Consider the following 22,476-nt stretch of genomic DNA (forward strand, 5'->3'; position numbering starts at 1 on the left):
AAACGCCCGGTTACATTCCGAACCCGGAAGCTAAGCCTCACAGCGCCGATGGTACTGCAGGGGGGACCCTGTGGGAGAGTAGGACGCCGCCGAACTCCTTTTAAAGCTCCGGCTCTTGGGCACATCGCCCAGGGGCCGGAGCTTTTTTGCGTTGAGGTAGGGTCAGGGGGCATCGTTGGCTCATTTTGCACAGGAGGCCCCCGGGTGGAGGTCCAGGAGACCCGTGTCCAGACAGACCGGGTCCTCACCATCCCCAACATCCTCAGCATGGCACGGCTCGTCGGCGTACCCCTGTTCCTGTGGTTGATCCTCAGGCCGGAGTTCGGGGGTCCCAACAGCGATGGCTGGGCCCTCCTCGTGCTGGCCTTCAGTGGGATCAGCGACTATCTCGACGGCAAGCTCGCCCGGCGGTGGAACCAGATCAGCAGTCTGGGCCGGCTCCTCGACCCCGCCGCCGACCGCCTCTACGTTCTTTCCACCCTGGTCGGCCTCACCTGGCGTGAGATCCTCCCGATCTGGCTGACGGCCCTTCTGCTCGTCAGAGAGCTGGTTCTGCTGGTGATGGTGGGAATCCTCAGGCGCCACGGCTATCCGCCGCCACAGGTGAACTTCCTGGGGAAGGCAGCCACGTTCAACCTGATGTATGCCTTCCCGCTCCTGCTCCTGAGTGACGGAAACGGATGGATCGCGTCACTCGCTGCTGTCTTCGGATGGGCGTTCGCGGGATGGGGTACAACGCTCTATTGGTGGGCAGGAGTGCTCTACGTGGTACAGGTCCGCCGCTTGGTCCGCGCGGATGCCGCGGCCGATTGAGCTCGTTGATTGTCCGGACATAGTGGCCCGATGGCCCGCTGCGGAAAACTGCGGGACAATCTGGACGGGTGAAGTCGGCTAGACAGTCGTCTCTTTAGGAGGACGCTTCCGACATGAAGGCCGTCGTGATGGCCGGTGGCGAAGGCACTCGCCTTCGCCCTATGACCTCCAGCATGCCCAAGCCGCTCCTGCCGGTGGTGAACCGCCCGATCATGGAGCACGTGCTACGGCTGCTCAAACGGCATGGGCTCAACGAGACCGTTGTCACCGTGCAGTTCCTGGCATCGCTCGTCAAGAACTACTTCGGGGACGGCGATGAGCTCGGAATGGAGCTCACATATGCCAATGAGGAGAAGCCACTCGGTACCGCCGGAAGCGTCAAGAACGCCGAAGAGGCGTTGAAGGACGACGCTTTCCTCGTCATCTCCGGTGATGCCCTGACCGACTTCGACCTCACCGACCTGATCAATTTCCACAAGGAGAAGGGCGCGCTGGTCACCGTTTGTCTGACCCGGGTGCCCAATCCGCTGGAATTCGGCATCACCATCGTCGACGAGGAAGGCAAGGTCGAGCGTTTCCTCGAGAAGCCGACATGGGGTCAGGTCTTCTCCGACACGGTCAACACGGGCATCTACGTCATGGAGCCCGAGGTTTTCGACTACGTCGAACCCGATGTGCCCGTCGACTGGTCCGGCGATGTCTTCCCGCAGCTGATGAAGGAAGGCAAGCCGATCTACGGCTACATCGCCGAGGGCTACTGGGAGGACGTCGGTACCCACGAGAGCTACGTCAAGGCCCAGGCCGACGTCCTTGAGGGCAAGGTCAACGTCGAGATCGACGGTTTCGAGATCTCCCCGGGAGTCTGGGTGGCCGAGGGGGCCGAGGTGCACCCCGATGCCGTCCTCCGCGGGCCGCTCTACATCGGCGACTACGCCAAGGTGGAGGCCGGCGCCGAAATCCGCGAGCACACCGTCGTCGGCTCCAACGTGGTCGTCAAGAGCGGTGCGTTCCTGCACAGGGCCGTGGTGCACGACAACGTGTATGTCGGCCAGCACAGCAATCTGCGCGGCTGTGTCGTCGGCAAGAACACAGACATCATGCGGGCCGCCCGGATCGAGGACGGCGCGGTCATCGGTGACGAATGCCTGATCGGTGAAGAATCGATCGTTCAGGGCAACGTGCGGGTCTATCCGTTCAAGACCATCGAGGCCGGCGCCTTCGTCAACACCTCGGTCATCTGGGAGTCGAGAGGACAGGCGAACCTTTTCGGCGCGCGCGGTGTCTCCGGGATCCTGAACGTGGAGATCACGCCCGAGCTGGCCGTACGGCTGGCGGGCGCCTATGCGACCACGTTGAAGAAGGGGTCCACGGTCACCACGGCACGTGACCATTCCCGAGGTGCCCGTGCCCTCAAGCGGGCCGTGATCTCCGCGCTCCAGGCCAGCGCCATCGACGTACGGGACCTGGAGAACGTGCCGCTGCCGGTGGCCCGGCAGCAGACCGCGCGAGGCAGTGCCGGCGGCATCATGATCCGGACCTCGCCGGGCGTGCCGGACTCCGTCGACATCATGTTCTTCGACGGGCAGGGAGCGGACCTGTCGCAGGGTGGCCAGCGCAAGCTCGACCGGGTGTTCGCGCGACAGGAGTACCGTCGGGCGTTCCCCGGTGAGATCGGCGACCTGTACTTCCCGGCGAGCGTCTTCGACTCGTACACCGGCTCCCTGCTGCGGAACGTCGACATCACCGGGATCGCGGAATCGGGCCTCAAGGTCGTCGTGGACGCCTCCAACGGCAGTGCCGGCCTCGTCCTGCCCAGTCTGCTCGGCAAGCTGGGTGTGGACTCGCTGACCATCAACCCCGGTCTCGACGAGTCCAGGCCCACGGAGACCGAAGAGATACGGCGGAACGGGCTGGTGCGCCTCGGCGAGATAGTGGCCTCCTCCCGAGCCGCGTTCGGCGTCCGGTTCGACCCCGTCGGCGAGCGGCTGTCGCTCGTGGACGAGAAGGGCCGGATCATCGAGGACGACCGGGCTCTGCTCGTGATGCTGGACCTGGTGGCCGCCGAGCGGCGCAGCGGTCGTGTGGCCCTGCCGGTGACGACGACCCGGATCGCCGAGCAGGTGGCCGCCTATCACGGCACACAGGTCGAGTGGACCACCACCTCTCCCGACGACCTCACGCGCGTGGGACGGGACGAGGGCACCATTTTCGGCGGTGACGGCAAGGGCGGGTTCATCGTCCCCGAGTTCAGCAGCGTCTACGACGGCACGGCGGCCTTCGTACGACTGATCGGGCTGGTGGCGCGCACGCAGCTCACGCTGAGCCAGATCGACGCACGGATTCCGCGGGCGCACGTCCTCAAGCGGGACCTGGCGACCCCGTGGGCCGTCAAGGGCCTGGTGATGCGGCGTGTCGTCGAGGAGGCGGGCGATCGCTCTGTCGACACGACGGACGGTGTGCGGGTCGTGGAGACCGACGGGCGTTGGGTGATGGTGCTGCCCGACCCGGCCGAGGCCGTCACCCATCTGTGGGCCGAGGGCCCCGACGACGCGTCGGCGCAGGCCCTGCTGGACGAGTGGTCGGCCGTGGTGGACAGCGCCGGGCGGTAGGACCGGCGGCTCCGCACGGCAAAATGGCACTGCACACGCGCGTGCCGGACAAGTGTCCCCAAGGGGGCCTGTCCGGCACGCCGGTGGGGCCATTCGGAGGTACTGCGCGCGACATGCGACGATGTGCGGCATGCCGCAGCAACCCCCCGTTCGGAGCAGCCCCCCGCAGCCGCGGCGTCCGGACGCTTCCATGTCGTTGATCACCAACGTCATGGACCACAGCCTCGACGACGGATATGCCGAGGCCGCCGCCCGGAAGAAGTCCCAGGGCGAGGGCGGGCTGCCGAAGACTCTGCGGGCGAAGCTGGGCCTGGCGGCCGGACTGGTTCTCGCGGCGTTGGTCGTGACCGTCGGAGCCGCACAGGCGCGCGTGGCGGCACCTGTGGTGGCCAAGGAGCGCCAGGAGCTGATCGACCGCATCGACCGCGAGACCGCGGACGCCGACAGGCTCGAGAGCGATGTCGACACATTGCGTGACGATGTCGATGCGCGCCGGCGGGCGGCACTGAAGCAGAGTGGCGGCAGCACCGAGGCGGACCTGGTGGGCGTTCTGTCGGGCGCCTCCGCTGTGCACGGCCGCGGGGTGAAACTCGTGGTGAACGACGCCAAGGAGGCCAGTTCCGGCGGCGACGCCACCGATCCGCGCGAGACCTCCGACTTCTCCGACACCGGACGGCTGCGCGACCGGGACATGCAGCGGGTGGTCAACGGTCTGTGGGCCTCCGGAGCCGAGGCCGTCTCGATCAATGGACAGCGGCTGACGGCCCTGTCCGCGATCAGGGCCGCAGGTGACGCGATACTGGTCGACAACAAGCCGCTGGTGCCGCCGTACACGGTGCTGGCGGTGGGGGACGGGGAGCGGCTGAGCACCAGGTTCCAGAACAGTGCCGACGGCCTGTATCTGCATGCCCTGGAGGAGAACTTCGGCATCCGCGCCACCATCTCCACGGAGGGTGACGTCCGGTTGCCCGCCGCACCGAGTGTGATCGTACGTACAGCACAGCCGGACGCCGAGCAGACTGAGAAGGGCACATCGTGATCGCCGTACTGGGCCTCGTCGTGGGAGTCGTGGCCGGCCTGTTGGTCCGGCCTGAGGTTCCGGCGGTCGTCGAGCCTTACCTGCCGATCGCCGTCGTGGCGGCGCTCGACGCCGTGTTCGGTGGTCTGCGGGCCATGCTGGACGGCATCTTCGACGACAAGGTCTTCGTGGTGTCGTTCCTCTCGAACGTGGTTGTGGCCGCGCTGATCGTCTTCCTCGGCGACAAGTTGGGGGTGGGCGCGCAGCTGTCCACGGGTGTCGTGGTGGTGCTCGGTATCCGGATCTTCTCGAACGCCGCGGCCATCCGGCGGCACGTCTTCCGGGCGTGACGGCGATGAGCAACCAGGAGGAGCAGCCGGAGAACAGGCTGCGCAAGGAACTGCCCGACGAGGTTCCGGCCTCGGCCGCCGAGCCCGGACCGGCGCCCGCCGACAGCTCCCAGGGGACTCCCGCCGAGAGCGCCCAGCGGACAGCCGAGAGCTCCGAGCCGCGCCTCACCGGGCGCCAGCGGCTGGTCAAGGGGCTGTGGCCGCCGCGGATCACCCGGGCTCAACTCATCGTCGCGCTGCTGCTGTTCGGCCTCGGATTCGGGCTGGCCGTGCAGGTGGCGTCGAACAGTGACAGTGACAGCGCGCTGCGCGGCGCCCGTCAGGAAGATCTTGTTCGCATCCTCGATGAACTGGATGACCGTACTCAGCGTCTTGAGGACGAGAAGCAGGGACTCGAAAAGCAGCGTCAGGAGCTGCAGAGCAGCTCCGACCAGGCCGCGGAGGCACGCAAGCAGACCGCCGAGAAGGAGAAGCAACTCGGCATTCTGGCGGGCACCGTCGCGGCGGAGGGTCCCGGCATCACCATGACGATCGAGGACACGAAGGGGACGGTCAAGGCGGACATGCTGCTCGACGCGATCCAGGAGCTGCGCGCGGCCGGCGCGGAGGCGATCCAGGTCAACGGGGTACGGGTGGTCGCGAGCAGCTACTTCACCGACTCCGGAAAGAGCGTGAGCGTCGACGGGAACAAGATCAACGCTCCCTATCGTTTCAAGGTCATCGGCAAGCCGCAGGATCTCGAGCCGGCGCTGAACATCCCTGGAGGCGTGGTGCAGACCCTGGAGAAGGAGCAGGCCACGGTGACCGTCGACCGGTCGAGCAAGATCGTCGTGGATGCCTTGCGGCACGCGAAGCAGCCTGACTACGCTCGGTCGTCCTCCCAGTGAACCGGCGGTGCATGGGGGACGTCGGGCAGGGGCATGAGGTTGCGGGGGGTCGGCGCATCGATGAGGTGGTGCGTGGTGGAAACTGTTTGGCGGATACGGACGTTGTGAGGATGTCCGGGTCGGCCGGTGTAGGCAATCAGGGTTCGTCCTGCCCCACGGGCGGGTCTGTTTCGGTCAAGGGGAATCGCCCGTGAAGTTGTTTGCGAAGTTGTTCGGCAAGAGCGCGCGAGAGGGTAGCGACAACGCGACCGCTCGTCATCGCGCACAGCCTGACGCAGAGGGCCAGCGCCCGCTGTTCCGCGACCAGGTCACTGGTCCGGGCGGTGACATTTCCGGAGGCCAGGGCGCGGCGTCTGTTGACCCTGCCCAGTCCGGCGGCATAGGTTTCGGGCAACCGTCAACCTCAAGTGCGGGTGGAGGGTTTGCCCCCGGCCCGTACGCGTCGAACGCCCCCGCGGGGCAGCCGCGGCAGGAGGATCCGTCCATGTCGGTCCTGGTGTGTACGAGGTGCGGTAACCGCAATGCGGAGAACGCCCGGTTCTGCTCCAACTGCGGGGCGCCGTTGCGGCCCGGCGTGGCGCCGGAGCGCGCGTCGGAGACCACCTCCACGATCTCCATCTCCGGCATCGAGGCCTATGACGCCGAGGTGACCGGGCAGACGGCGGTGCCGATGCTCTCGCCCGAGGCGCAGGCCGCGGTCGACGCGTTGCCGCTGGGCTCGGCGCTGCTCGTGGTGCGCCGAGGGCCGAACTCGGGCAGCCGCTTCCTGCTGGACAGCGACCTGACCACGGCGGGCCGTCACCCGCAGAGCGACATCTTCCTGGACGACGTGACGGTCTCCCGCCGGCACGTGGAGTTCCGGCGCTCCCAGGACGGCTCGTTCACGGTGGCCGACGTCGGCAGTCTGAACGGCACGTACGTCAACCGTGAGCGGATCGACCAGGTCCCTCTGTCGAACGGTGACGAGGTGCAGATCGGCAAGTACCGGCTGGTCTTCTACGCGAGCCGGCAGGGCATCTGACCCCCGGACCCCGTCCGGGGGGACCCCAGGGGAGGTCCATGCTTCAAACACCGAGCGGCGGTGCCCGAAGCGGTACCGCCGCCACGGACGGTGGGCTGATGAGCATCGGCACGGTGCTGAATGCGCTGCGCGACGAATTCCCCGAGGTCACCATCTCCAAGATTCGCTTCCTGGAGTCGGAGGGCCTCGTCGAGCCGCAGCGGACCCCGTCGGGGTACCGGAAGTTCAGTACGCAGGACGTGGAGCGCCTCGGGCATGTCCTGAGGATGCAGCGGGACCACTATCTGCCGCTCAAGGTGATCCGCGAGCACCTGGACGCCATGGAGCGGGGGGAGGCCGTCCAGCTGCCCGTGGTGGGGCGCCAGCGCACCGGCGAGGAGGTCCTGGAGTCGCCCGAGCGGCCCACGGTCGCCCGGATCGGGCGGGCCGAGCTGCTGGCGGCCGCGGAGATCGATGAGGGGACCCTGGAGGAGTGGGAGTCGTACGGGCTCCTCGCTCCCCTGGCGGAGGGGGCGTACGACGCCGAGGCCGTCACCGTGGCCTCGCTCGTCTCCGAGCTGGGCCGATTCGGTATCGAGCCGCGCCACCTGCGGGTGATGAAGGCCGCCGCCGACCGCGAGGCGGGTCTCGTGGACCAGGTGGTGGCCCCCCTGAAGCGCCACCGCAACCCGCAGACCAGGGCCCACGCCGAGGCCCGTACGAAGGAACTGGCGGCGCTCACGGTGAGGCTGCACGCCGCGTTGGTGCAGATCGCCCTCGGTGTGCGGTTGCCCTGAGCGGCGGGGTGTCCCACCGGCCGGATCGGGCACCTGTTCCCGGCCCGACTACCCAAACGTCCCGGGCACGGCCTAGGGTTGCTGTGTGAACGAGCTCGATGTCGTAGGTGTCCGGGTCGAAATGCCCTCCAACCAACCGATCGTGCTCCTGCGCGAAGTGGGGGGCGACCGTTACCTCCCCATCTGGATCGGGCCGGGGGAGGCGACGGCGATCGCCTTCGCCCAGCAGGGCATGGCCCCCGCGCGACCGCTGACCCACGACCTGTTCAAGGACGTGCTGGAGGCCGTCGGCCAGGAGCTGACCGAAGTGCGCATCACGGATCTGCGTGAGGGCGTCTTCTACGCGGAGCTGGTCTTCGCCAGCGGGGTCGAGGTGAGCGCCCGTCCCTCGGATGCCATAGCGCTCGCCCTGCGTACCGGAACGCCGATCTACGGCAGCGACACGGTGCTGGACGACGCGGGCATCGCGATTCCGGACGAGCAGGAGGACGAGGTGGAGAAGTTCCGCGAGTTCCTCGACCAGATCTCGCCCGAGGACTTCGGTACCAGCAGCCAGTGAGGCGGGGGCCGGCCGGGCGACCCGAGGGTCCGAGACCGGTCGTTCGCCGCTTCTCGACGCCGGGCACCATGGCATTTGCCAGCGGCCCGTGAGAGCGTCCTACGACTCCCCGCCAGAGCATTCGGCTAGCCTTTCCCCGCGGTGGGGTGCGGGAAACCACTCCTAGGGTGATTATCACTCGGCGTGCCGAGTGTGGCGATCGTTGACGCACCCCTGGTGACTGCCTACCGTCGAGAAGGCAGGTCAAGGACGGAGGTCGGCGTGAGAACGAGCGGCGACGGTACGGCTGGGGGTGCCCCGGGACGCGATTTCGGGGAGAGCGGTCCGTACCCGCTTCACAGCAACGCGGTCGATCACGCCCCGCGGCGACCGACGGCGGTGCCGAACGGCGGAGGGGCGGCGTCCATGACAACCGAGGAGATCGGCTACCGGGGGCCCACGGCCTGCGCGGCCGCCGGCATCACCTACCGGCAGCTCGACTACTGGGCCCGCACCGGGCTGGTCGAGCCGAGCGTCCGGCCCGCGTACGGGTCGGGAACGCAGCGGCTGTACAGCTTCCGGGACGTCGTCGTCCTGAAGATCGTCAAGCGGTTCCTGGACACCGGGGTCTCGCTGCAGAACATCCGTACGGCCGTCCTGCACCTGAGGGAACGCGGTTTCCGCGATCTGGAGCGCATGACCCTCATGAGCGACGGTGCCACGGTCTACGAGTGCAGCTCGCCCGACGAGGTCCACGCCCTGCTCCAGGGCGGTCAGGGCATCTTCGGGATCGCCGTCGGCGTGGTCTGGCGGGACGTGGAAAGCGCCCTCTCCCAGCTGCACGGCGAGCGCATCGACACCGGGGAGACCCTGGTCGGGCACAACCCCGCGGACGAGCTGGCGAGGCGGCGCAACCGCGCGGTCTGACGGTGCCCCTCGGGGGGCCGCATTGTCAGTGGTGTGGTGCAGCATCGGAGATGTGAGAAACGCGCCCACGATCCTGCATCTCGACATGGATGCCTTCTTCGCCTCGGTGGAGCAGGCATCCAAGCCGAGCCTGCGCGGGAAGGCCGTCGTGGTGGGCGGACTCGGACCACGTGGGGTGGTGGCCACCGCGTCGTACGAGGCACGGGTCTTCGGGGTCCACTCCGCGATGCCGATGGCGCAGGCGCGCCGGTTGGCGCCCAACGCCGCGTATCTGGTGCCCCGCTTCGCTCTCTACCGGTCGGTCAGCGACCACGTGATGGTGCTGTTGCGGGAGCTGTCACCGCTCGTGGAGCCGCTGAGCCTGGACGAGGCGTTCGTGGATCTGGAGGCCGGGGGAACGGCCTGGGACGAGGAGTCGGCGCGGCTGACGGGGGCGAAGCTGCGTGCGGACATCCGGGCGGTCACGGGAGTCACGGGGTCGGTGGGGCTGGCCGCCTCCAAGATGCTCGCCAAGATCGCCTCGGAGCAGGCCAAGCCCGACGGACTCGTGCTCATCGATCCCGGGACCGAGCGGGCACTGCTGGGCCCCATGCCGGTGCGGACCCTGCCCGGGGTCGGTCCGGCGACCGGTGACCATCTGCGGCGCGCCGGGATCACCACCGTCGAAGAGCTGGCCGAGGCGGGTGAGGACGAACTCGTACGACTGCTCGGCAAGGCGCACGGGCACGCGCTGTACGCCATGGCGCTGGCGCGCGACGACCGGCCCGTGGTGGCCGAGCGGGAGACCAAGTCGGTGTCGGTGGAGGACACCTATGACGTGGACATCCATGACCGGCTGCGGGTCGGCCTGGAGGTGCAGCGGCTCGCGGACCGGTGTGTGCGGCGGCTGCGCGGGGCCGGGCTGTCGGGGCGGACCATCGTGCTGAAGGTGCGGCGGTACGACTTCTCGACGCTGACCCGCTCCGAGACGCTCAGGGGGCCCACCGACGATCCGGCGGTGATCCGTGAGGCGGCCGCGCGGCTGCTGGAGTCGGTGGACACCACGGGCGGGGTGCGGCTGCTCGGCGTGGGTGTCTCGGGGCTCGCCGACTACACCCAGGAGGACCTGTTCGCGCAGGCGGCGGGCGAGCGGGCCGCGGAGACGCCGGAGGAGTCCGCGCCGGAGGCGGTTCAGGAGCATCCGGAGCCCGTCGAACGGCACTGGCGTGCGGGGCACGACGTACGGCATGCCGAGCACGGGTACGGCTGGGTGCAGGGCAGCGGCCTGGGCCGGGTCACCGTGCGCTTCGAGACACCGGACTCGCCGCCGGGACGGGTCCGCACCTTCCGGGTCGACGACCCCGGCCTGGAGCCGGTGGATCCGCTGCCGCTGGTCCCCGGCGCGCCGGGCCCGCCGCCCCGGGCCGAGGGTCCGGGGGAAGCGTCCGAAGGAGGGACGGACGCCTCACCGGCCGGAGCGGTTCACGTCTCCTCCGTGCCCGCCAGCTTCCCGAAGTCGCGGTCCGGGAGCGGGGAGGGTGAGGTCACGTCGAGTCCGTAGTGGTGGTAGAGCTGGAGTTCCTGCTCGGGGGAGAGGTGGCGGCCCACCCCGAAGTCCGGGGCGTCCTTGATGAGCGCGCGTTCGAAGGGAACCCGGAGGGCGCCCTCGATCAGTTCGCTGGGCTCCAGCGGGACGAAGGCGTCCCGGGAGAACAGACCGGTCCGTATGGCCGCCCACTCCGGCACACCCGTCGCGTCGTCGAGATACACCTCGTCGATGGTGCCGATCTTGGTGCCATTGCGGTCGAACGCCTTGCGGCCGATCAGGTTGCGCGGATCGATATCGGTCTGCACGGTCCCTCTCCCTCCACTTGGTCGCAACTCATCCGTAAGCACTACAAAAGAGCACATTCAAGGAGGCGGCCACTCGAGGACTCGGGCGTTGACCTCGCTGGTAGGCTGACAGCGGCTGCTGACCCCGTGCGGGAGAGTCCTCCGATCACCTCGGAGGCGCCGAAGGAGCAAATCCTCCCCGGAATCTCTCAGGCTCACGTACCGCACGGACGAGGTCACTCTGGAAAGCAGGGCGAGTGCCGACGGCACCCGCCCTCACCGACGGTGAAAGCCGGGACCCGCGGGCGCCCGGTGAAGCTCTCAGGTTGAGATGACAGAGGGGGAGGCCGTCGGGGTATCCGCGCCGTGGTGCCCCTCGAAGGTCGCGTCAGACCAGGAGGCCTCCGCAATGACCGCCCATCGCATTCCGCTCTCCGAGCTCGAAGCGGGCATCCCCTTCGAGCAGCGCCACATCGGGCCCGACGAGGAGGCGCGGGACAAGATGCTCGCGCACGTCGGCTACGGCTCCCTCGACGAGCTGACCGCCGCCGCGGTCCCGGATGTGATCAAGAATGCCGACGCCCTGGACCTGCCGGGCGCCCGCACCGAGGCCGAGGTGCTCGCCGAGCTGCGCTCGCTCGCCGACCGCAACCAGGTCCTCGGCTCCATGATCGGCCTCGGCTACCACGGCACCTTCACCCCGCCGGTCATCCTGCGCAACGTCATGGAGAACCCGGCCTGGTACACGGCCTACACGCCGTACCAGCCGGAGATCTCGCAGGGCCGCCTGGAGGCCCTGCTGAACTTCCAGACGATGGTCGCCGAGCTGACCGGCCTGCCCACCTCCGGCGCCTCCCTGCTCGACGAGGGCACGGCCGCCGCCGAGGCGATGGCGCTGTCCCGGCGCATGGGCAAGAACAAGAAGGGCCTGTTCCTGATCGACGCGGACGCGCTGCCGCAGACCATCGCCGTCATCGAGACCCGCGCCGAGCCGACCGGTGTGGAGGTCGTCGTCGCCGACCTCAGCGACGGCATCCCGGCCGACATCGCCGCGCGCGAGATCAACGGCGTGCTGGTCCAGTACCCCGGCGCCTCCGGCGTCGTACGCGACATCAAGCCGGTCATCGACCAGGCGCACGAGCTGGGCGCGCTCGTCACCGTCGCCGCCGACCTGCTGGCCCTCACCCTGCTGGTCTCGCCCGGTGAGCTGGGCGCGGACATCGCCGTCGGCACCACCCAGCGCTTCGGCGTGCCGATGGGCTTCGGCGGTCCGCACGCCGGCTACATGGCGGTGCACGAGAAGTTCGCGCGCAGCCTGCCCGGCCGTCTCGTCGGCGTCTCCGTCGACGCCGACGGAAACAAGGCCTACCGCCTCGCGCTGCAGACCCGTGAGCAGCACATCCGCCGCGAGAAGGCCACCAGCAACATCTGCACCGCGCAGGTGCTGCTCGCCGTGATGGCGGGCATGTACGCCGTCTACCACGGCCCCGAGGGCCTCAGGGTCATTGCCCGCCGTACCCACCGCTACGCCACGGTCCTCGCCGAGGGCCTGAAGGCCGGCGGTGTGGAGATCGTGCACGGCTCCTACTTCGACACCCTCACCGCGCGCGTGCCCGGCAAGGCCGCCGAGGTCGTCGCCGCCGCCCGTGAGAAGGGGGTCAACCTGCGTCCGGTCGACGCCGACCTCGTCTCCCTCGCCTGTGACGAGACCACCAACCGGGCCCAGCTGGCCGCCGTGTGGTCCGCGTTCGGTGTCGAGGGCGACATCGAGGCGCTGGACGCCGCGACCGGGGAGGCCCTGCCCGAGGCGCTGCTGCGCACCGACGACTACCTGACCCACCCGGTCTTCCACGAGCACCGCTCCGAGACCGCGATGCTGCGCTACCTGCGCAAGCTGGCCGACCGCGACTACGCGCTCGACCGCGGCATGATCCCGCTGGGCTCCTGCACCATGAAGCTCAACGCGACCACGGAGATGGAGCCGGTCACCTGGCCCGAGTTCGGCCAGCTGCACCCGTTCGCGCCCGCCGAGCAGGCCGAGGGCTACCTCACGCTCATCCATGAGCTGGAGGACCGTCTCGCCGAGGTCACCGGCTACGACAAGGTCTCGCTCCAGCCGAACGCCGGCTCCCAGGGCGAGCTGGCCGGGCTGCTGGCCGTGCGTGGCTACCACCGCGCCAACGGCGACAAGCAGCGCATCATCTGCCTCATCCCCTCCTCCGCGCACGGCACCAACGCCGCCAGTGCCGTGATGGCCGGCATGAAGGTCGTCGTCGTGAAGACCGCCGAGGACGGCGAGATCGACGTCGAGGACCTGCGGACGAAGATCGAGCAGCACCGTGACGAGCTGGCCGTCCTGATGATCACCTACCCGTCCACCCACGGTGTGTTCGAGGAGCACGTCGCCGACATCTGCGCCCAGGTGCACGAGGCCGGCGGCCAGGTGTACGTCGACGGCGCGAACCTCAACGCACTGGTCGGCCTCGCCAAGCCGGGGCACTTCGGCGGCGACGTCTCGCACCTGAACCTGCACAAGACCTTCTGTATCCCGCACGGCGGCGGCGGCCCCGGCGTCGGCCCGGTCGCGGTCCGCGCGCACCTGGCGCCGTACCTGCCCAACCACCCGATGCAGCCCGCGGCCGGCCCGGAGACGGGCGTCGGCCCGATCTCGGCGGCGCCGTGGGGCAGCGCGGGCATCCTGCCGATCTCGTGGGCGTACGTCCGTCTGATGGGCGGCGAGGGCCTCAAGCGCGCCACCCAGGTGGCCGTGCTCTCCGCGAACTACATCGCCAAGCGCCTGGAGCCGCACTACCCGGTGCTCTACACGGGCCCCGGCGGCCTGGTGGCGCACGAGTGCATCATCGACCTGCGCCCGCTGACCAAGGCGACCGGCGTGAGCGTGGACGACGTGGCGAAGCGCCTGATCGACTACGGCTTCCACGCGCCGACGATGTCCTTCCCGGTGGCCGGCACGCTGATGATCGAGCCGACCGAGTCCGAGGACGTGGCCGAGCTGGACCGTTTCTGCGAGGCGATGATCGCCATCCGCGCGGAGATCGAGAAGGTCGGCTCCGGCGAGTGGCCCGCACAGGACAACCCGCTGGCCGGCGCGCCGCACACATCCGCCGCGCTCGGCGGCGAGTGGGCGCACGCCTACAGCCGCGAGGAGGCCGTCTTCCCGGCCGGTGTCTCGGCCGCCGACAAGTACTGGCCGCCGGTGCGCCGCATCGACCAGGCCTTCGGTGACCGCAACCTGGTCTGCTCCTGCCCGCCGCTGGACGCGTACGAGGACTGAGCGACCCCTGGTGAGAGCCCCGCCCGTGTACCGGGCGGGGCTCCGCCGTCTCTCAGGCCGAGGGCGGCGGCTTCTCATGCCGAGTCCGGCGCGTTCTCACGCCGAGGCCGGACGACTTCTCGTATCGAGGCCGGACGAGTTCTCACAGCGAGGCCAGCGACACCTCGGTCGACTTGATCAGGGCGATCACGTCGGAGCCCACGAAGAGGCCGAGGTCTTCAGCCGCATCCTTGGTGATCACGGCCGTGAGTTCGCCGCCGGGCACAGCGACCTTCACTGAGGCCATGGCCGCACCGAGAGCGAGATGGACGATCGCGCCGGGAAGCTGGTTGCGGATCGACAGACCCTCGACCCGGCTCGTGGCGAGCGAGATCTCCGTCGACTTCACCAGCGCGCGGACGGGAGAGCCCGGGGCCAGGCCGAGCTGCTCGACGGCCTCCAGGGTGATGGCCGCCATCAGGTCCTGCCCGCCGTCCAGGTGGATCTTCACCGTGGCCATGACCTCGCCGGGGTGGAGTTCGGTGACGGTTCCCGGGAGCTGGTTGCGGATGCTCAGTGTCATGGGCACCCACCGTAGAGTGCGCGTCCGTTCAGAGCGGGTATGCGTGTGTCTGCGTCGCTTTGACCGTCGCCCAGACGGCAGCGCCGGGATGCAGATCCAGCTCGGCGGCGGCGACCGTGGTGAGGTCGGCGGCGAGGGGGAGTTCGCCGGTGAGGTCGGCGCGGATCTGGTCGCCGTGGGTCTCCAGGCCGGCGACCTCGCAGCGCCACATGTTGCGGGCGCTGGCGCCGGTGGGCCGGTCCTGGAAGAGGGTGACGGCGACGGGCGGGAACGCCACGAAGACCGGACCGGACAGGTCCTCGGTGGTCGTGATCGAAGGCCCCGCGTCGAGCCGTACGGTGTGCCCCTCGGCCCGTCCGCGGTACAGATTGAGGCCGACGAGCTGGGCGATGTAGTCCGTGCGCGGATGGCGGGCGATGTCGCCCGGGGTGCCCTCCTGGACGACCCGGCCGTGCTCGACGACCACCAGCCGGTCCGCGAGCACCATGGCGTCCAGCGGGTCGTGCGTGACGAGGACGGCCACCGCCTCGAACTCGGCCAGGTGGCGGCGGAGCTGGGACCGGACCTCCAGGCGGGTCCGGGCGTCCAGGGCCGCGAGCGGCTCGTCCAGCAGCAGCAGCCGGGGCCGGGTGGCCAGCGCGCGGGCGAGCGCGACCCGCTGGGCCTGGCCGCCGGAGAGGCGGCGGGGCTTGGCGCCGGTGTGGTCGGCGAGGCCCATGCGGTCGAGCCAGGCGGCGGCCTGGGCGCGCGCCTCGGCCTTGCCGACGCCCTGGCAACGCGGTCCGAAGGCCACGTTGTCGAGGGCGGACAGATGCGGGAAGAGCAGGTAGTCCTGGAAGACGACGCCGACCGGGCGGGCCTCGGGCGGGGTGTGCTCAAGGGACGCCCCGTCCAGTCGCAGATGCCCGTCGGTGAGGGGGACCAGACCGGCGAGGGCGCGCAGGGCGGTGGTCTTGCCCGCGCCGTTGGGGCCGAGCAACGCGACGACGTCCCCGGGTGCGGCGGCCAGGGCCACGTCGAGCCGGAAGGAGCCCTGCTCGACGACGAGACGGGCGTCCAGCCCCTGCTCGCCCACGGCCTCGGGTGCGAGGTCGGCCTCGGGGGCGTCGATGTCGGTCATGAAGGGAACATCCAGCGGGGTCTCGTCGGGGGCGTGGTGTGGTCGTACAGCGGTGTCATCGGGGCAGCGTGCCGTCGTGCATGTTCGATCGTCCTCCCATGCGCGCGCGGCCGTCAGGACCCGGTCAGCCACCGGTCGCGCAATCCCGCCAGCACGGTGATCGAGACGGCCAGCAGGACCAGGCTGAGGGCGATGGCCGCGTCGGGGTCGTTCTGCAGGGCGAGGTACACGGCGAGGGGCATGGTCTGGGTGCGGCCGGGAAAGTTGCCGGCGAAGGTGATCGTCGCGCCGAACTCGCCGAGCGCGCGGGCCCAGGCCAGGACGGCACCCGCGGCGATACCGGGAGCGATCAGCGGCAGGGTGACCCGGCGGAAGGCGGTGAAGCGGGAGGCCCCCAGTGTGGTGGCCGCCTCCTCGAAGCGCGGGTCGGCGGCGCGCAGGGTGCCCTCGACGCTGATGACCAGGAACGGCATCGCGACGAACGCCTCCGCGATGATGACCCCGGTGGTGGTGAACGGCAGCGTGATGCCGAACCAGGAGTCGAGCCACTTGCCGACGACTCCGTTGCGGCCCAGGGCGAGCAGCAGGGCCACACCGCCGACCACCGGCGGAAGCACCAGCGGCAGGGTCACCAGAGCCCGTACGAGGCCACGGCCGGGGAAGTCCGTGCGCGCCAGCAGCCAGGCCAGCGGCACGCCGAGCACGAGGCTCACGGCGGTGGCGGCCGTGGCGCTGATGAGGGACAGCTGGAGCGCCTGCCACACCTCGGTGCTGGTCAGCAGGTCCGGCAGACTGCGCCAGGGAGCACGGACGAGCAGGGCGATCAGGGGCAGCAGCAGGAACGCGAGCGCCACCAGGCCCGGTACGAGCAGCGGGAGCGGCACTCCGCGCCGGCCCGCGCGAACGCGGCGGCGCCGCGGCCCACCCGTGCGGGGGTCGGCCGCGGCGCCGGGCTTGTCGAGCGAGGTCACGGCTTGAGGAACCCGGCCTCGCTCAGAACCTTCTGGCCCTCGGCGGACTGCACCAGCGCGATGAACGCCTTGGCCCCCTCGGCGTGCTGAGCGTTCTTCAGCAGGGTGATGGGGTAGTCGTTGATGGCCTTGGCCGATTCGGGGAACTCCACGCCCTCCACCTTGCCACCCGCCGCCTTCACATCGGTCTTGTAGACGACCGCGGCGTCGGCCTCCTTCAGCACCACCTTGTTCAGGGCGGACTTGACGTCCTCCTCGTAGGAGACCGGGGTGAGCTTGAGGCTGCTGGCGTCCAGAGCCTTCTGCGCGGCGGCGCCGCACGGCACGGTCTTGTCGCACAGGACGACCTTCAGACCGGACTTGGTGAGGTCCTTGAGGGAGGCCACCTTGTCGGGGTTGCCCGGCAGGGTGGCGATCTCCAGCTGGTTGCGGACGAAGGTGGCCGGAGTGCCGACCGCGTCCTTCTTGTCCGTCACGATCGCCATGGTCTTGGGGCTGGCGGCGGCGAAGACGTCGGCGGGGGCTCCGCTGGTGATGCTCGCGGCAAGAGTGTCGCTGCCGCCGAAGTTGAAGCTGACCTTGGTGCCGGGGTTGTCCTTCTCGAACTCCTTGCCCAGGGCCGTGAAGCTCTCCTTGAGGGAGGCGGCCGCGAACACGGTGACCTCGCCGGAGAGCTTCGGGGAGGCGGAGGAGGAGTCGGACTTGTTCGACTTGGCCGAGTCGTCGGACGAAGAGGAGCAGGCGCTCAATGCCATCAGGGCAGCGGCTCCCGCGCCGGCCAGCTGCAGCATCCGGGTCCGGCGCACGGAACGAGTCTTCACGGATCTACTCCTCGGGTTCTGTGGAACAACTGTCGCGCCCTGTCACGGCCGGTCAACGGCCGTGCGGCGATGATACTGCCGCATCTGCCAGGTGTAAGTCTCCTGTCACATCGCATGAGCTGCGAACATATGACTTGGAGCTTGCATGTGCGTTTGTACGGTGCTCAGCCGGGGGTACGGTCCTGCGGGAGGTGGTCGCGGTGAAGCTCGCGGAACTCGCCCTGACCGGCGATCTCGTACGACCGGCCCGGCTGACCGTGCCGGATCTGCTCGGCTGGCAGCAGCACCGGGCGGACGTCAGCTTCGAGTGCGCGACCAGCGGCATCCAGCACCACCGGTTCGCCGGCCCGCGCCTGTACGACGTGCTCGCCGACGCCGGACCCGGATTCGACCCGGCCCGGCGCAAGGACCGGCTGCGCTTCCTCATCGCCGTCACGGGCGCCGACGGTCACCACGCCCTGCTGTCCTGGGCCGAGATCGACCCGGACTTCGCGGACGCTCCGGTGCTGCTCGCGGTCGCGATCGACGGCACTCCGCTGGATGCGGCGGGCCCCCAGCTGGTGCTGCCGCAGGACCGCTGCGGGGCCCGGCACATCAGCGGGATCACGGCGATCCGGGTGGACGGCGCCTACGGCTTCGGCGATCCGGCGCCGACCGCACCCGCCCGCGCGTCAGCGGCAACTCCGTGAACCGCACACCGGTCGCCCGCTCGTCGACGCCACCACCCTGACCGGCCTCGACGCGCTACCAGCCGGTGGCCACGCCGACGTCCGCGCCGCAAACGGCCCGGCCGTGCCGTCCTCGGGCCGCTGCCGGACGCAGACCGCTCTGCGGGCGCCGTACCGCTGAGCACGCTGGAGGCTCCGGAAGCCCGGGAGATCCCTGAGGCGTTCCTCGCCCGCGACGGATCGTGGGCGCGTACGGCTCGGACGCTGCTCGGTCTCAGACGCGATCGCTCGGGCGCTGCACGCTCTCAGACGCGATCGATGTGCACGTTCGTGGACTTCACGCGCGCGGTGGCCTCCATGCCGACCTCCAGGCCCAGTTCCTCCACGGCCTCCCGGGTCAGCAGTGAGACCAGCCGGTGCGGGCCCGCCTGGATCTCCACCTGGGCGGCGACGTCGCCGAGCTTGATGGCCGTGACGATGCCTGGGAAGGCGTTGCGGACCGAGGTGTAGGAGGCGTCTTCCTCGCCGGCGCCCGCCTTCGCGAGTTCGACCGAGAACGCGGCGAGGTCCTTGCCGTCGATGAGCCGCCGCCCGGCATCATCGCGATGGGTGGCCACGCGGCCGGCGTCGGCCCAGCGGCGGGCGGTGTCGGGGCTCACGCCGAGCAGCCGGGCGGCCTGGCCGATCGTGTAGGACTGCATGCCGGTCACGATAGGGCCACCACCACGGAACCGTGGACGTGGGGTTGGCCGTTGGGTATAACGCGATATAGCGTTAGTGCGTGTCGGTGGCTCCCTGCGGGGGCGTCTGAATCGAGGTGAGGGTATGTCGGCCGAGCTGGTGCCCACGGATGTGCCGTCCGTGCAGAAGGCCTCGCACGCGGACCGGGACCGGGTGGTGGACGTGCTGACGGCTGCCGCCGGGGACGGCAGGCTCACCGCCGAGGAACAGGACGAGCGGGTGGCGGTCGCCCTGTCCGCGCGCACGCTCGGGGAGCTGGCTCGGCTGACCGCCGACCTGCCGGACGCGGTCGGGGCGGCGCAGGTCGAGGACGTGGTCCGCATCGAGCAGCAGGGCGCCTCGGCCCTGCGCGGCGACGGATGGGCGGTGCCGCGCCGGATGGAGATCCGTTCGGAGTGGGGCGATGTGACACTCGACTTCACCCGGGCGGTGATCACTCATGACACCCTCGGCATCGACCTGGACCTGCGCGGTGGCACGCTGCGGCTGATCACCCGGCCCGGCATGGTCGTGGACACCGACTCCCTGGTGATCGAGTACGGCAGGACCAAGGTGCGGCCGGCCGGGGATCCCGGGACGCCGGTCGTGCTGCGGGTGGAGATACACGGACGGCTGAGCATGGGCCGGGTGGAGGTGCGGCCGCCGCGGCGGCTGTTCGGCAGGAGGACGGCGACCGCCTGAGGCGCGCGCCGTCCTCCCGAATTGATCCGACTGCCGACTGCCGACTGCCGACTGCGGGCCGGCGGTGCCGGTCCCGGACTGTATGCCTCAGCCCGTGTGGACGCGGGGGCGCCGGGCGCGGTCCGGTTCCGCCTCGCGCAGGACCTCGCGGGTGACCGGGGCGACCTCGCCCTGCCCGAAGAGGAAGAAGCGCAGGAAGTTGGCGAACGGGTTGCCCTCGGTCCACTCGAAGTAGATGTGCGGGGTGCAGCTCGTCATGTCCCGGACGTGGAGGAGGAGCGCGGCGAGGGCGTTGGGGATGGAGGCGGACTCCACGGTCAGGACGCGATAGCGGTTGTGCAGGACCTCGCCGCGTACGGTCAGGCCGGCCTCGAACTCCGAGGGATCGGTCACCGTGACCTCGACGAAGACGAAGTCCTCCTGCTCGGGCATCTCGTTGTCGGCCCGGATCTGCTCGATCTTCTCGCGGTACTCGGTCTTGTCGCGCTGGTCGGGCTCGTTGGCGATGAACCGCATCTTGCGGCTGGCCATGTCTCGGACGAATCGTTCCGCCATCGGGTCCATGGTCACGTGCGTCACGCGCAGCTCGAAGGCCCGGGCCAGCCGGGACAGCAGCGAGACCATGATGATGCCCGCGATGAAGCAGGCGCCGATCTTCACACCGTCCGGGCGCTCGATGACGTTCACGACGGTCGTGTAGAGGAACACCACCGAGATGATCGCGAACGTGACGGTCCAGCCGCGCTGCCCCGCCTTGCGGGCGGCGATGGTCACCGCGATCGCCGCGGAGCTGATCAGCACCAGTACACCGGTCGCGTAGGCGCCGCCCTGTGCGTCCACGTTGGCGTCGAAGATCCAGGTCACCAGGAAGGCGACCAGGGTGAAGACGATGACCATCGGGCGGACGGCCCGCGCCCAGTGCGGGGCCATGCCGTACCGGGGCAGGTAGCGCGGCATCAGATTGAGCAGACCGGCCATGGCGGAGGCGCCGGCGAACCACAGGATGGCGATGGTCGAGACGTCGTAGACCGTGCCGAACGCTCCGCCCAGGTACTCGTGCGCGAGATAGGCGAGCGCGCGGCCGTTGGCCTGCCCGCCGGGCTTGAACTCGTCGGCCGGGATCAGCAGCGTGGTGATGAAGCTGGTGGCGATCAGGAAGGCGCTCATGATCAGGGCGGCGGTCGTCAGGAGCTTCTTGGTGTCCCGGATCCGGCCGACCGGACGCTCTTCGGTGTCGCCCTTGTCGCCTTCGACGTGCGGCATGACGGCGACACCGGTCTCGAAGCCGGAGAGGCCGAGGGCGAGCTTCGGGAAGACGATCAGGGCCACGCCGATCATGACGAAGACGTTGCCGTGCTCCGCGGTCAGGGCGCTCGTCCAGTTGGTGATCACGTGCCCGGCGGTGATGAGGTGCCACAGGCCGGCGATCACGACGACGACGTTGAGCGCGAGGTAGATGCCGACCAGGGCGACGGCGACGCCGATGGCCTCCAGGAAGCCCTTGAGGAACACCGCGCCGAGCAGGGCCACCAGGAACAGTGTGATCACCATCTGGTGGCCGTGGAGCGTGCTCGTGAGGTGCGGGTTCTCCACGAGGTGGGTCGAGGCGTCGGCGGCCGACAGGGTGATGGTGATCAGGAAGTCGGTGGCCGCGAAGCCCAGCAGGGTCAGGACGAACAGCTTGCCCTGCCAGAACGACAGCAGTCGCTCCAGCATCGCGATCGAACCCTGGCCGTGCGGGCTCTCCTCGGCCACCCGGCGGTAGACCGGAAGGGCGCCGGCCAGGGTGACTATGACGAGCACGATGGTCGCAACCGGCGACAGCAGGCCGGCTGCGAGGGCCGCGATGCCCGGCTGGTAGCCGAGGGTGGAGAAGTAGTCGACACCGGTCAGGCACATCACGCGCCACCAGCGCTGGCCCCGGTGCTCGGCCTCCGGCTCGGCGCGGGGTCCGTCGTGGTCGTGGCCACCGCCCTTGCCCATGTCGGACAGCCCCTCCAACATCCAGGCGCGCAGGCGACTGGGAGGGTGCTCGGTCGTGGCCATCGGCGTGCTCCAGGTGTGCGGCTCAGCTGATTCCGGCCATCACGCGGACGGCGGCAACAGCGTAAGCAGAGAGTGACGCCTGGGCCCACGGATCCGGGGGTCCGGGGCGTCAATCTTGCGTTAAGAAAGACCCGACGGAGGGAGGTGACACGACAAGAAACGGAGGCCCGGAGGCCGGTGGGTCACTTTGGGCTGTATGGGGGACAGAGGGCCCCGGACCGAGCCCGGACACCGAGCGTCATCTCGTACGACATCTCCATGCTGCCCCGAGGAATGCCGAAGCGCAGCCGCAATGGGGGTGGTGGCTCGACTCGGCCGGGGGCGCGTTCGCGGCGGCCCGGGACGGTGCCGGGGTGGCCCGGGCGAGGGATTCGCGCCCGTTGGTTCGACGGTGTGTGGGGTGCCGTCGGCGGGGCCGGTGGGGCGTTCGGGCGGGGTCGGCGGCGCGTTGGCCTGTGCCGGGTGCCGGGTGCCGGGTGCCGGGTGCGGGGGTGGGGGTGGGGAGATGCGGCCGGCGGTGGCCGGTGCATGCCGGGGGAGTTCGGCCGGGGGAGGCTCCGTCTGGGCCGACGTGCGCTGTCGGCCGAGGCCGGACGCGCAGCCGATACTGCGCCTGTCCGCCGACCGGGCGCGTGTGCGCCGCCGCCCGGGCCGGGGCGGTGCAGGCTGCCCGATCACCCCTGCGAACGCGTGCATTGCCGCATTCGGACCCGGTGTACACGCCTCGCGGAAGGGCGCCTGGGCATGACGTGCGTGCGTGGCTTGCCGGCCGGGGCAGGGATGCGAGCCCCCGGATTGAGCTGGCGCAGCACGGCCGCCC

At 69.8% G+C, this 22,476-nt stretch carries 20 protein-coding genes, 1 rRNA gene and 1 riboswitch; of the genes, 14 read left to right on the plus strand and 7 right to left on the minus strand.

The annotated features are described in order from the left end of the window. The 11 genes from rrf to ACIRU3_RS27430 form a co-directional block, all read left to right on the plus strand. Positions 1-95, plus strand: a 5S ribosomal RNA gene (gene rrf, locus ACIRU3_RS27380); the annotation flags it as partial. A 109-nt stretch (positions 96-204) separates the two neighbouring features. Further along, positions 205-813, plus strand: coding sequence for a CDP-alcohol phosphatidyltransferase family protein (locus ACIRU3_RS27385; protein WP_404061291.1), 609 nt, complete (start codon positions 205-207; stop codon positions 811-813). A 113-nt stretch (positions 814-926) separates the two neighbouring features. Continuing rightward, complete coding sequence (locus ACIRU3_RS27390) at positions 927-3,422, plus strand: sugar phosphate nucleotidyltransferase (RefSeq protein WP_404061294.1); 2,496 nt, start codon at positions 927-929, stop codon at positions 3,420-3,422. A 190-nt stretch (positions 3,423-3,612) separates the two neighbouring features. After that, positions 3,613-4,461, plus strand: a complete 849-nt coding sequence (locus ACIRU3_RS27395) for a DUF881 domain-containing protein (RefSeq protein WP_404061296.1) — start codon at positions 3,613-3,615, stop codon at positions 4,459-4,461. After that, entirely contained in the window at positions 4,458-4,790 is a 333-nt protein-coding gene (locus ACIRU3_RS27400; protein ID WP_003988855.1) for a small basic family protein, read from the plus strand. Before ACIRU3_RS27395 ends, ACIRU3_RS27400 begins: the two co-directional genes overlap by 4 nt. 5 nt (positions 4,791-4,795) lie before the next feature. Continuing rightward, the gene (locus ACIRU3_RS27405; protein WP_404061299.1) at positions 4,796-5,677 is read left to right on the plus strand and encodes a DUF881 domain-containing protein; all 882 of its coding nucleotides are present in this window, start codon (positions 4,796-4,798) and stop codon (positions 5,675-5,677) included. 190 nt (positions 5,678-5,867) lie between these two features. Then, positions 5,868-6,698, plus strand: a complete 831-nt coding sequence (locus ACIRU3_RS27410; RefSeq protein WP_404061302.1) for an FHA domain-containing protein — start codon at positions 5,868-5,870, stop codon at positions 6,696-6,698. Between the two features lie 38 nt (positions 6,699-6,736). Beyond that, positions 6,737-7,474, plus strand: a complete 738-nt coding sequence (locus ACIRU3_RS27415) for a MerR family transcriptional regulator (protein ID WP_404061305.1) — start codon at positions 6,737-6,739, stop codon at positions 7,472-7,474. A gap of 85 nt (positions 7,475-7,559) precedes the next feature. Continuing rightward, positions 7,560-8,033, plus strand: coding sequence for a bifunctional nuclease family protein (locus ACIRU3_RS27420; protein ID WP_026253112.1), 474 nt, complete (start codon positions 7,560-7,562; stop codon positions 8,031-8,033). Positions 8,034-8,294: 261 nt separating this feature from the next. Continuing rightward, a complete protein-coding gene (locus ACIRU3_RS27425) occupies positions 8,295-8,939 on the plus strand; it encodes a MerR family transcriptional regulator (RefSeq protein WP_404061309.1) in 645 nt (214 codons plus the stop codon). 52 nt (positions 8,940-8,991) lie between these two features. Further along, complete coding sequence (locus ACIRU3_RS27430; RefSeq protein ID WP_404061312.1) at positions 8,992-10,479, plus strand: DNA polymerase IV; 1,488 nt, start codon at positions 8,992-8,994, stop codon at positions 10,477-10,479. Here ACIRU3_RS27430 and ACIRU3_RS27435 read toward each other — a convergent pair. Next, positions 10,401-10,772: a PRC-barrel domain-containing protein gene (locus ACIRU3_RS27435; RefSeq protein WP_404061315.1), complete on the minus strand. Its 372-nt coding sequence runs from the start codon at positions 10,770-10,772 to the stop codon at positions 10,401-10,403. The genes ACIRU3_RS27430 and ACIRU3_RS27435 overlap by 79 nt on opposite strands. Positions 10,773-10,891: 119 nt before the next feature. Further along, positions 10,892-10,986, plus strand: a riboswitch (glycine riboswitch). A 174-nt stretch (positions 10,987-11,160) separates the two neighbouring features. Here ACIRU3_RS27435 and gcvP point away from each other — a divergent pair. Further along, the gene (gcvP, locus tag ACIRU3_RS27440; RefSeq protein ID WP_404061318.1) at positions 11,161-14,046 is read left to right on the plus strand and encodes an aminomethyl-transferring glycine dehydrogenase; all 2,886 of its coding nucleotides are present in this window, start codon (positions 11,161-11,163) and stop codon (positions 14,044-14,046) included. 142 nt (positions 14,047-14,188) lie between these two features. On the opposite strand, the gene ACIRU3_RS27445 is transcribed toward gcvP, so the two are convergent. From ACIRU3_RS27445 to modA, 4 genes are all read right to left on the minus strand, one after another. Then, a complete protein-coding gene (locus tag ACIRU3_RS27445; RefSeq protein ID WP_404061320.1) occupies positions 14,189-14,608 on the minus strand; it encodes a molybdopterin-binding protein in 420 nt (139 codons plus the stop codon). 28 nt (positions 14,609-14,636) lie between these two features. Further along, on the minus strand, positions 14,637-15,728 hold the full coding sequence (locus ACIRU3_RS27450; RefSeq protein ID WP_404061323.1) for an ABC transporter ATP-binding protein: 1,092 nt from the start codon (positions 15,726-15,728) through the stop codon (positions 14,637-14,639). Positions 15,729-15,841: 113 nt separating this feature from the next. Continuing rightward, positions 15,842-16,699 carry a molybdate ABC transporter permease subunit gene (gene modB, locus ACIRU3_RS27455; protein ID WP_404061326.1) on the minus strand — a complete coding sequence of 286 codons (858 nt, stop codon included), beginning with the start codon at positions 16,697-16,699 and terminating at the stop codon, positions 15,842-15,844. Next, the gene (modA, locus tag ACIRU3_RS27460) at positions 16,696-17,490 is read right to left on the minus strand and encodes a molybdate ABC transporter substrate-binding protein (RefSeq protein ID WP_404061774.1); all 795 of its coding nucleotides are present in this window, start codon (positions 17,488-17,490) and stop codon (positions 16,696-16,698) included. The genes modB and modA overlap by 4 nt, the downstream gene beginning before the upstream one ends. Before the next feature lie 221 nt (positions 17,491-17,711). Here modA and ACIRU3_RS27465 point away from each other — a divergent pair, with 221 nt between their 5' ends. Continuing rightward, positions 17,712-18,209 carry a molybdopterin-dependent oxidoreductase gene (locus ACIRU3_RS27465; protein ID WP_404061329.1) on the plus strand — a complete coding sequence of 166 codons (498 nt, stop codon included), beginning with the start codon at positions 17,712-17,714 and terminating at the stop codon, positions 18,207-18,209. Between the two features lie 284 nt (positions 18,210-18,493). Here ACIRU3_RS27465 and ACIRU3_RS27470 read toward each other — a convergent pair whose 3' ends face one another. Continuing rightward, entirely contained in the window at positions 18,494-18,889 is a 396-nt protein-coding gene (locus ACIRU3_RS27470) for a molybdopterin-binding protein (protein WP_404061332.1), read from the minus strand. Positions 18,890-19,013: 124 nt separating this feature from the next. Between ACIRU3_RS27470 and ACIRU3_RS27475 the strand changes: the two genes are divergently transcribed. Next, positions 19,014-19,610, plus strand: a complete 597-nt coding sequence (locus ACIRU3_RS27475) for a DUF1707 domain-containing protein (protein WP_404061335.1) — start codon at positions 19,014-19,016, stop codon at positions 19,608-19,610. Positions 19,611-19,697: 87 nt separating this feature from the next. Here ACIRU3_RS27475 and ACIRU3_RS27480 read toward each other — a convergent pair whose 3' ends face one another. After that, positions 19,698-21,656 (minus strand): APC family permease, encoded by a 1,959-nt coding sequence (locus ACIRU3_RS27480; RefSeq protein WP_404061338.1) that lies wholly within the window; start codon positions 21,654-21,656, stop codon positions 19,698-19,700. Between the last annotated feature and the right edge of the window lie 820 nt (positions 21,657-22,476).

The organism is Streptomyces sp. NPDC101151 (assembly GCF_044768335.1).
In the GTDB taxonomy this organism is placed as follows: Bacteria; Actinomycetota; Actinomycetes; order Streptomycetales; family Streptomycetaceae; genus Streptomyces.